The sequence below is a fragment of the Areca yellow leaf disease phytoplasma genome (assembly GCF_041920595.1).
Genome location: NZ_CP169277.1, coordinates 598,063 through 608,290, shown reverse-complemented (window position 1 = coordinate 608,290; position 10,228 = coordinate 598,063). Strand labels below are relative to the sequence as shown.

Sequence of the window (10,228 nt, the reverse complement as noted above, 5' to 3'; positions counted from 1 at the left end):
TGCTGCATATGTGAACAGAACCTTAAAACCGAGGTCAGGCGTCATCCCATCAGTCTCCGGCAAGAAAGGTGGCCGGGCATGCACAGGTGGTGCTAGGCAGCAGGCCGACATCTCAAGCAAAAAATCGACAGGCAACATTCCCAGGGAGTTCATGAGGATGATTTGGGTTAGGCCGTGATGAAGGTTGCGGAGCTGATGAAGGGGTACGTTCTCCCACTTCATCTGCCCAATGTCTCATTCTGCTGATAGGTTGTTTATAACATGTCATTTACTGATGACTGTTGGTATCACTTAAGTATTATATATCTTAATGTCTACGTCTATGTTAGGTCATATGATTTGTCATGCTACTGTATGGTGATGCTTCGTTCCATTGCAGAATCCACAAAATTTAGCCGCACGTGGTTTGCATTCATCGCAGTATTGTTGGTCATGCATTGCAGCGAATATCAAGAACAAGATAACCTCAAATTCAAGCTTGATTCCAATGCTATTTCATTCTTCTAATTATTAAAATGAAAATTAAAATAATTGTTCATATATATTGTACCGTTTAAAATTAAAAATGAAAATCATGAAAATATATGTATACTTGAAATTTTAAATTATTTTAGTTAAGAAGCCTTTGTGCCGTAATACTACTTTTGTTTATGAAAATTGGGACTTTGTAAATTTAGGCTAATTTTAATTTCAAGAAGCAACATTTTAGGATAGCAAGAAGGTTTGCTTAACTTGTTTGTTTTATATCATCGGATTTTCCTGAAAAAGTTTTATCTACTGAACTTTCTGAGGAAAAATCCGATGATGCTTTGAAACTCAAAACCACAAACTACAAAGTTAAAAGCAAAAAAAACCTTCTTGCTTTATCTAAAATGTTGCTTCTGAGTTAAAAAATTAGCTAAAGAACACAAAGTTCCTAATTTTCATAAACTTAAAAAAAGCCGAAATTGTTACAGCTTTAAAAAACTCTTGCTAAAAAAATAATTTTACATTTCAAAATACGTATTTTCATGATTTTTCATTTTTTAATTTTAAACTTGATTTGTATGTTTTTTATGAATAATTATTTTTTAATTTTTTCATTTTACAATAATTAAGAAAAAATAAAATAGGAGTTATATAATATAATGAATCAAATGAAACAAAAACGTTTAGAAGATTTTACTCTTTATTGGCCAGCAGCTTTTTCCTTTTGGTAGCTGGATGTTGTTTTTGACAAACTTTCCAACTTGGAAGTCTGAAATTTCAACTAGGATTATTTTCTTAGGTGTCCTTTTATCTCTATTTATTTATTTAGTAGTTTTTAAAAAATACAAAGAAACTTTATCCAAACTTTGCTCGGTCATCTCTGCCTTGTAGCTTTGTATTTTGGTTTTTGTCATTGTTACCACTTGTTGCCAATAGATTTAGGGCTTGTTAAATATTGATGATTTCGTGAAAACCAAAACCCTTTAGTTGGCAAACTTCTTAACTTTAACTATTGTTTTTATATTGTGTTGGTGCGACACATTTCTTCCAGCTTCATCAATTTAAATATTAATTATTTTGCAAGAAACAAAACTTTTCATTTTTCTATTTTATATTTTGTAATGTTTGGATTTGGTTGTTTCGGATTAGGTAGCAATTTATTTGGAAAATCCTGGAAAGATAATACGGAATCATTTGCTGTTTTTATCTTTACGTGGTATTGTGTGTATTTATCTTCTTTGATATTTTTACAGAATTAAACAATTCCAAACCGCTAGTTTACACGCACCCAAAAGGAGAATGAAAATGAGTGATTTAGTTTCTTTATTAAAAGATTTAACAATGTTAAATGGTATTCAGGTCAAAAGAAAAAGCAGTTGCTATAATTATGTAGTTAACAAAATCAAAAACCAAGTAAGGAGCTCCATCAGATATGATAATTTAGGCTCTGTGATTGCTTTATAAAGGAAAAAACAGGACCTCGCATTATGTTTGCAGGACATTTGGATGAAATAGGCTTAATAGTTAAGCAATTCTCCAGAAAGGTTTTATCAAATTCCAAACTCTTGGTGGTTTGGTTTTCTCAAGTGATGCTTGCTCAAGTTTGCCAAAATTCCTGGAATAAAGGTGTTCTTAAAACAGTTGCTGGTTGCAAACACTCCGCATGTAAATGTCTTTTCAAGAGCGCAATCAAGTTATCAACACTTCTTCTATGTGTTTAGATATTGGAGTTGCCAACAAGAAGAAACAGCAAAAAATTAGGCGTTCGCGTTGGTGATATGGTAACTCCTTATATAGAATTCATCACACTTGGCAATTCTGATTATCTCCTTGCAAAAGCCTTAGATAATCGCGTGGGAGTTGCAATTGTGATGCAAGTTTTACAAAATGTCAATCCTACTACCAATCAATTTTTTTGGTGTTTTTACTACCCAAGAAGAAGTAGGACTACGCGCGGAGCTCAGAACCAGTGCTCTAGTACACCCTCAAATTGCTGTTGCTGTTGATACTGGTATTGGAAATGATGTTCCAGGGGGCGAAAAAGAAGGGCACACTCTAGGAAAAAGATCCTCAAGTTTTAGTTTATGATGGGGGCTTAGTCGCTCACAAAGGATTACGTAATTTTGTCCTTAAAATCGCTGCCCAAAGCAATATCCTGTACAAAAATAGTGGCAGTGGTGGTAGAACTGATGCTGCAACTATGCATTTAATTACTTTGCCAGAAGGAGCCGCTTCCTTATCTTTTTAGCGTTCCTGTACGCTACATTCATTCCCACACTTCTGCTTGGTTCTAAACAAAGTACATCAACAACACTTTGTTAAACTTTTAACTTTGTTAGTAAATCAATTAGACGAAAAAAAAAAAGTTAACGAAAATTTTTATTTCAATAAAAAACACTTCCAAAAATTAAATAATTTCTCTAATTGGCAAACTAAATTATTTGAATAAAATATTTTAGTTTGTTTCTTGGCAAATAGGCAACTTTTTACATAACTTACAATCAAAAATAACTTCATTTCAGACCACCTTTATTTTGCAAACTTACACACCAAACCACAAGCAAATAATTTACTTTTTTTATTTGTGGCAAATGCCACAATTAAAAAAAGATTTTTTTAGTATAATATTATTAAGCAATTATTGCTTTTTTGAAGGAGAAATAAAAAATGGTTTTTGAAAAAATTAAAACTTTAATTGCCACCCAATTATCTTTAGACAGCTACAATTACTTTAGACACTCGTTTAATGCAAGAAGATTTAGGACTTGATTCGCTAGACGCTTTAGAACTAGTTATGGAAGTAGAAAAAACATTTCAAATCAACATTAAGTGATGCAACTTTACAAAATTTTAAAACCGTTCAAGATATCGTTTTTTACATCACCAAAACACCCCTTAGAAGCTAACTCATTTTCTTTTTCAATCATTTTCACAATTAATTTAAATTTATTACCACATTATAACACATTATAAAAGTTAAAACAAATATAAGAAGGCTTTCAGGTATGGTAAAATTAATTTATGATTTTAAACAAATAAGAACATAAATGGCAACTTTATTGGCAACAAAATAAGATGTTCAAAACTCAAGATAACTTTTCACAAAAGAAATTTTATTGTCTTGATATGTTTCCTTATCCTTCTTCTGAAGGACTTCATAGCAGAGCCATATTGAAGGTTATACTGCAAGCGATATTATGAGTAGGTTCAAACGCATGCAAGGTTTTAATGTTTTGCATCCTTTTGGTTGGGATTCATTTGGGCTGCCTGCCGAACAATATGCTTTGCAAACAGGCAACCCCCCCGCACTTTTACTTATGAAAACATCAATAATTTTTAAAAAACAAATTCCAAAGTATTGGTAAAAGTGTTGATTAAGGATAGAGAACTTGCCACCTCAGATCCTTATTTTTATGCCTGGACTCAATGGATTTTTAAAAACTTTACGAAAAAGGAGACTAGCAGTTCTCAAAAATACAGAAGTAAATTTTTGCCCTAATTTAGGAACAGTGCTTGCCTAATGAAGAAGTAATTTCTAATGAAAAAGGGATGTTTTCTGAAAGAGGCAATCATCCAGTTGTTAAAAAAAAGATGAAACAATGGGTTTTAAAAATAACTCAATATGCAGACAGACTTTTAGACGACCTTAATTTAGTTAATTGGCCTTTAAATGTGAAAGAAAATGCAAAGCTAATTGATTGGCAAAAATCAAAGTGCAATCGTCTCTTTTTCCAGTTTCTGACCAAAAAATAACTTTAAAAACTTTCACCACTCGCCCTGATACTCTTTTTGGTGTAACTTTTTAGTAATAGCGCCCGAACACGAAATTAGTCTTACAACTCACCAAACCCGAATACCAACAAGCAGTTAACAATTATTTGGAATTAACCAAACAAAAAAGACTTAGAAAGAGACATCAATAAAGACAAAACAGGTGTTTTTACGGGTAGTTTTGCAATTAATCCTTGCAATAACACCAAAATTCCTATCTGGATTGCTGATTATGTCCTTCCTCATTATGGCACAGTGTGCTTTAATATCTGTTCCTTGTCCATGATCAAAGAGATTTTGAGTTTGCTCAAAAACATGGTCTAAAAATGATTCAAGTTATAACTCCCCCGTCTTCTGATTTGGAAAATCCTACCGCCAACCAACCCAACCCTCCCTTAACTGAAGCTTATACAGGAGAAGGCATCCACATCAATAGTGATTTTTTAAATGGTCTTAATAACGAACAAGCCAAAACTAAACACATGTCCTGCAATTTTTAGAAAAAATAATCACGGGTACTCTCATTATACTTATAAATTGCGTGATTGGGTCTTTTCGCGCCAACGATATTGGGCAGAACCCTTCCCCATTTATTATGATGACACCAACAATAAAATTTATACTGATACTAAATTATTCATAGAACTTCCTTTTGGAACAAATCAAACCATCAGGCACAGGCGTTAATCACCTCTTCCAAAGCCCATTTTTGGCTATATTTTGAAAAAGATGGCAAAAAATATCGCAGAGATTCCTAACACTATGCCACAACTTGCAGGTAGTTCTATGGTACTATATTGGCCATATTTTGAAAAAATTATTTAGGTCTAATCCCATTAAATACTACTCAAAGCAAAAGAACTACTGACTATTATTTGCCAGTAGACTTATACATTGGAGGAACAGAACACGCTGTTGGTCATTTACTTTATGCACGTTTTTGGCATAAGTTTTTATACGATTCAATCCCAAAAAGTTGTATTAAACCTTTCAAAAATTAGTTAATCAAGGTATTATTTTGGGAAATGATCACACTAAAATGTCTAAATCCAAAGGCAACGGCGTAAGTTCTTCTTTAATGCTTGCACGCTACGGTGCTGATATTAAATTGCGAATTTATATCTGCTTATGTCCGTTAGAAGATATAAATTTGTGAAAAAGGTTTCAAAGGAATACAACGTTTTTAAATAGAGTTTATCAAATGTTTTCTTTTTGCAATGCCAAATGATTTTGAAACCTCTCTAAACACTCATTTATCATCAAACCATTTTTCAAACAACCTTAAGATTATAAAAATTGAAATTCAATAAAGTTATTAGTCAATTAATGATTTTTTGTCAATCAAGCTTATAAACATCAAAAATAGCAAAAAAACAAGCACAGACCTTTTTGCAACTATTAAATCCGATTGCTCCTCACTTGACAGAAGAAATTAATCAAACTATTTTGAAAATAACTAAACCAACTAGTTGCTTTTTTAACTTGGCCTTTGCATGATAAAACTCATTTAGAACAACTGCAAGTAAAAATTATTGTGCAAGTAAATAGCAAATTAAGAGCTGTTTTGAAACTTCCTTGTGATTTGTCTTCAGAACAAATTAAAACTATAGCTTTTGCAAGATGCAAAAGTTAATAAGTTTGTATATGCCATAAAAACATATTCAAAAATATGATTTATATTCCCAATAAATTATTAAATATTATTGTTAATTAATCAATATTAACATCAATATTAATTTTTGGTGGTAATTGTGTATTTTAATCAAAACCACTTCTTTAATTTTAATCTTCAATTTTTAAAATTATTTAAGCAAAACTAATATTATTAAGCACTTTCACAAAATTTAATAAAAGGTAAGTTAACATGAAATTAAATAAAAAAGGACTTTTAATAGTTCTTTCAGGACCTTCAGGAGTTGGCAAAGCCACTGTGAGAAAAGCTTTGTTTGAAATGACTAATCACAATTTTGTGTATTCTGTTTCTGCTAGCTACCAGAAAACGCCGCGACCAGGTGAAAAAGATGGTAAAGCATTACCATTTTCTAACTAAAAAAGAAGAATTTGAAAAAGGGATTGAAAATAATTGTTTTTAGAATGGGCTAAATTTATTGATCATTATTAGGAACTCCTAAAAAGCAAATTCAAGATTTTTAAAACAAGAGAAAAAGAAGTGTTTTTAGAAATTGAAGTTGGAAGGAGCCACTCTGACAGAAAAAAGCGTATGTCAAACACAGTTTTATTTTTTGGTTCCGCCTGAAAAAAAAAGCTCTCTACGATCGTTTAAAAAAACGCGGCATCTGAACAAGAAGCAAATATTGCAAAACGAATTGCCAAAGCCAATAACGAGTTTCACTTAGCTCACAAATACGATTATATTGTAGTAAATGATGATACAATGCTGCTGACCGTATTATTGCAATTATTAGAGCAGAACATGCCAAAACGAAACGCAGCATTCGTAATTATTTAAAAATATTGAGGATAATGGTTATGCAGAACAATAGTAAACCAAATAAAAAAAATACAATAAGGGAAGGTTTGATCTATCCTTCGATTGATAAATTGTTGGATCAAATTAATTCCAAATACAAATTAGTTCATATTGCAAGCAAAACTGTTTGTGATAGAAACTCAAAAAAAAAAGAATTGCCTGAACTTGTGTGTAATAAAGTAGTTGGTAGCTTTCTTGGAAAGAAATTATTAATGATAAAGTTAAATTTGTCTTTAAGTAATTAATATTTAGGTACCATTTCAATAATTGATAAAATAAGTTAAATTACAAATAATATTGTGTAATTTAACTATTTTTTTATACCTCGTAATTATCTCACCTTCCTTTTATTTTTCCACCATTTATTATTATTTTTAATCACATTTTTTAACTTTGCAAGCGAGGTAAAATCCATGAATAAAACACATTTTAACCATATATTTCAGTTCTCTCAAACAAGAAGCCATAGATTTTTTAAAGATAAAGCCCGAAGGTATTTATGTAGATGCCACTTTAGGACAATGTGGGCATACTATAGAAATTGCAAATCTTTTGGCAACAAGGGTTTTTATATTCTTTTGACCAAAGATGTAAAAGCCTTTGCACAAACGCTAAAAAATCTTGTCCCCACATTTGCCAATTGAAATAATTCATAGCAACTTTTCGCATTTAAAAACCCAATTAGCACAACGAAATGTTTTTCAATTAGATGGTATTTTATTTGATTTAGGCCTATCTTCTTGTCAAATTGACAATCCCCAAAGAGGATTTAGTTATTTGTACAACACTCCTTTAGATATGAGAATGAATATTAATCAAACAATTACTGCACAATATATTTTAAATAATTACTCCTTTGCACAATTAAAAATATTTTTAAGATTTATGGTGAAGTTAAAAATGCTGCTTTGGTTGCCTCAGAAATTATTAAAACAAAGACCTTTTTCAGGCACATCTTATGATTTGGTTGTTGTCACTGATCGATTTTTGCAATCGCTAAAAAGGACATAGTGCTAAAAAAATATTTCAAGCATTGCGTATCAAGTTAACCAAGAATTAGAATCTTTAAAACAAGTCCTTGGAACAAAGTCTTGATTTGTTAAAACCCAATGCCAGGATAGTAGTTATTAGTTTTCATTCGTTAGAAGACCGCATTGTTAAACATTTTTTAAAAAACATAGTACTTTTGTTTTGCCTAAAAAATTGCCTATTACAATTATGCCCCAAACTCCTTTAAGTATTATGACTAAAAAAACTTTTTGCCAAGTGAGGAAGAAATGCAAAATAATTCGCGTAGTATTTCTGCTAAACTGAGGGTAGCTGTCAAAAATGGTTAGTTATCTAAATAAATGAAATAGTTAGCGCGCCTCCTCTAAATATCACCTTTTGCCTCCCAAAACCCCTCTAATTTTGATAAAATATAATATGTGTTATAGCTTTATTTACACATATTTTCAAGTTGTTTGATCCAACCAAAACATTAGATGGAGGTTTTTTGTGGTTAAAACAAAAGCAACAACACAAATTTTAATTAATGAAAAAAAGAAATAGAAAATTTTATTAGAAGGAAACTTATGGAAAGTAATTTTTTATTTTACCTTTCCTATCATTATTTATTGGATTTTTCAAAATGCATCAGATGCTATTGATCTTTTTATTTAAAAAGAAATCAAATTTCAGATAATCAACTTACCTTTGTAAGTCGCGTACATATATTTAAAGGTATTCTTGTTCCTTTTGGTATTTCTATTGCCACAGGAGGAGTTATTTTAGTAGGGCGTGCTTATGGACAAAATAATATTAATAAAATGCACCTTTATTTGGCAAAAACGTTTGTTCTTTCCATTTTAACTGGCTTTATTTTGGTCTTTTTATGCATTTTTGTTTTTAAAAGTTTCATTGCAACTAATATTTTAAAAATTAGTCAAAATGCAATTGAAAACAATGAAGGTATTAAATATTATAATCTTATTATATTGTCATGCTTGTTTGTATCATCATAAATACAGTTTTTTAAGCTTGGAGCGTGCCAAAGGCATAATAACAAAATTGCTCTTTTTTTAAATATTTTAAATCATTTTTGCTAAAATTATTTTTTCTTTGTCCTTTTCATTATTGGAATTCCTTCCATGGTTTCTTTGGCTTTGGCTACTTTGATTTCTAACGGAATTGTTACTTTATTTGCTTTGTGGTTTTTATTTTTTGACAGCAAAATCCTTCCGTATTATTTTATCCAAAATCAGTTTTGATAAAGAATTTTTGAAAAAATTTCTAAATTAGCTATTCCTGTTTGTGCCAGTATTAGTATTTATAGTGTTGGCAAATTAATTGTAAGTATCATTGTTAAAGAATGGTACGGTGATCCTCAAGGAATTAGTAGTTCCCAAATTGGAGCTAATTTAGCCTTAGCAGTAACTATTAATAATGTCTTTTATAATGCACTTAACTCTTTTTCTGATTCCCAAAATGCTATTATATCTCAAAATTTAGGTCATAACAATCTTAATAGAGTCTTTGAAGCATTCAAAAAAATTATTTTTTGTATGTGTGTTTTGCTTTAATAGGTTCTTTGATTAATATTTTTATTATGTTAATTTTGCCATTATTTCATTGGGATAGTCCTTGGGAAAAGATCTCTGTAGTTTGGAACAAGATGCTTTCCGTACATTATTATTTTTTGAAACTACTAACATGAATTTATCTTGTGGTGCTATTATTATATTTAATTTTTATTGAATTTTTAAACGCATAGGACCTTCCAGTTTTATCTGAATTTTTTAAGAACTTTAATTCCTTGTCTTTTTTATTGTTCTTTTTCCAAACACTTTTAAATCAAGGTGTAATGGGGAGTAGGTTTGAGTATTTTTCTTAGTAATTTTATTGTTTTATCACATATTATTAATTTTTTGCAACTTTTTATGCAAAATTAAAACATGATAAAACGATACGAATAGATCAAATATTTTTATATATTATAACCTTTTATATTGATAGTATTGTAATAAAGTACAATTATATAAATAAATGCTTTAATTGCTTTTTAAAATTATGTTGCAAAATCTTTAATATCATGAAATAAAGCATATAAAGGGTAGTTTTTTTATCTTGTACTTTATCTTTTATAATGAAGATTATAAAATAATTATTTGTTAAAAAATTTTTGTATTTTCTTTTATCTCTTTTAATTTGCATTTTGAACACAAAATCTTATCCGTGAAAATAACTAAAGTATGGCCCTTCATAACGTAACTGCCCAAAAAATGAAATTCATATCTCAAAAAGATTACGAATTCAGAATACGAAACTACTACCTGCTCAAAATAATATTTTGCAAACATTTGCATAGTTGTTAACTACTTGGTAGTATAGATAATTTTGATAAATCATTTTGCGTAAAACATCTGCCATCCATTGCCACATCAGTACAAATTTTATCGCAATTTCACCATCGGCAACTGTAAAGGAACAGAACGTAACCTATCACCGGCAATGCATGTG

At 30.2% G+C, this 10,228-nt stretch carries 3 protein-coding genes and 5 pseudogenes; all 8 read left to right on the top strand.

Annotated features, from left to right (window positions below; genetic code table 11):
* The first annotated feature begins 1,955 nt into the window (after positions 1 to 1,955).
* A pseudogene (locus ACEW7V_RS03410) lies at positions 1,956 to 2,556 on the top strand (hypothetical protein).
* Positions 2,557 to 2,596: 40 nt separating this feature from the next.
* Positions 2,597 to 2,716, top strand: a pseudogene (locus tag ACEW7V_RS03405) (peptidase M28); the annotation flags it as partial.
* 419 nt (positions 2,717 to 3,135) lie between these two features.
* Positions 3,136 to 3,374 (top strand): annotated as a pseudogene (gene acpP / locus ACEW7V_RS03400) (acyl carrier protein).
* A 99-nt stretch (positions 3,375 to 3,473) separates the two neighbouring features.
* Positions 3,474 to 5,953, top strand: a pseudogene (gene leuS, locus ACEW7V_RS03395) (leucine--tRNA ligase).
* 150 nt (positions 5,954 to 6,103) lie between these two features.
* A complete protein-coding gene (locus tag ACEW7V_RS03390; protein WP_374695443.1) occupies positions 6,104 to 6,289 on the top strand; it encodes a hypothetical protein in 186 nt (61 codons plus the stop codon).
* A gap of 858 nt (positions 6,290 to 7,147) precedes the next feature.
* Positions 7,148 to 7,741, top strand: a pseudogene (gene mraW / locus ACEW7V_RS03385) (16S rRNA (cytosine(1402)-N(4))-methyltransferase).
* A gap of 67 nt (positions 7,742 to 7,808) precedes the next feature.
* Complete coding sequence (gene mraW / locus ACEW7V_RS03380; protein ID WP_374695442.1) at positions 7,809 to 7,967, top strand: 16S rRNA (cytosine(1402)-N(4))-methyltransferase; 159 nt, start codon at positions 7,809 to 7,811, stop codon at positions 7,965 to 7,967.
* Positions 7,968 to 8,403: 436 nt separating this feature from the next.
* Complete coding sequence (locus tag ACEW7V_RS03375; protein ID WP_374695790.1) at positions 8,404 to 8,733, top strand: MATE family efflux transporter; 330 nt, start codon at positions 8,404 to 8,406, stop codon at positions 8,731 to 8,733.
* Positions 8,734 to 10,228 lie beyond the last annotated feature (1,495 nt).

Coding starts and splice junctions, on each gene's coding strand:
- ACEW7V_RS03390 (WP_374695443.1), top strand. CDS start 6,104: ATGAAATTAAATAAAAAAGGACTTTTAATAGTTCTTTCAGGACCTTCA.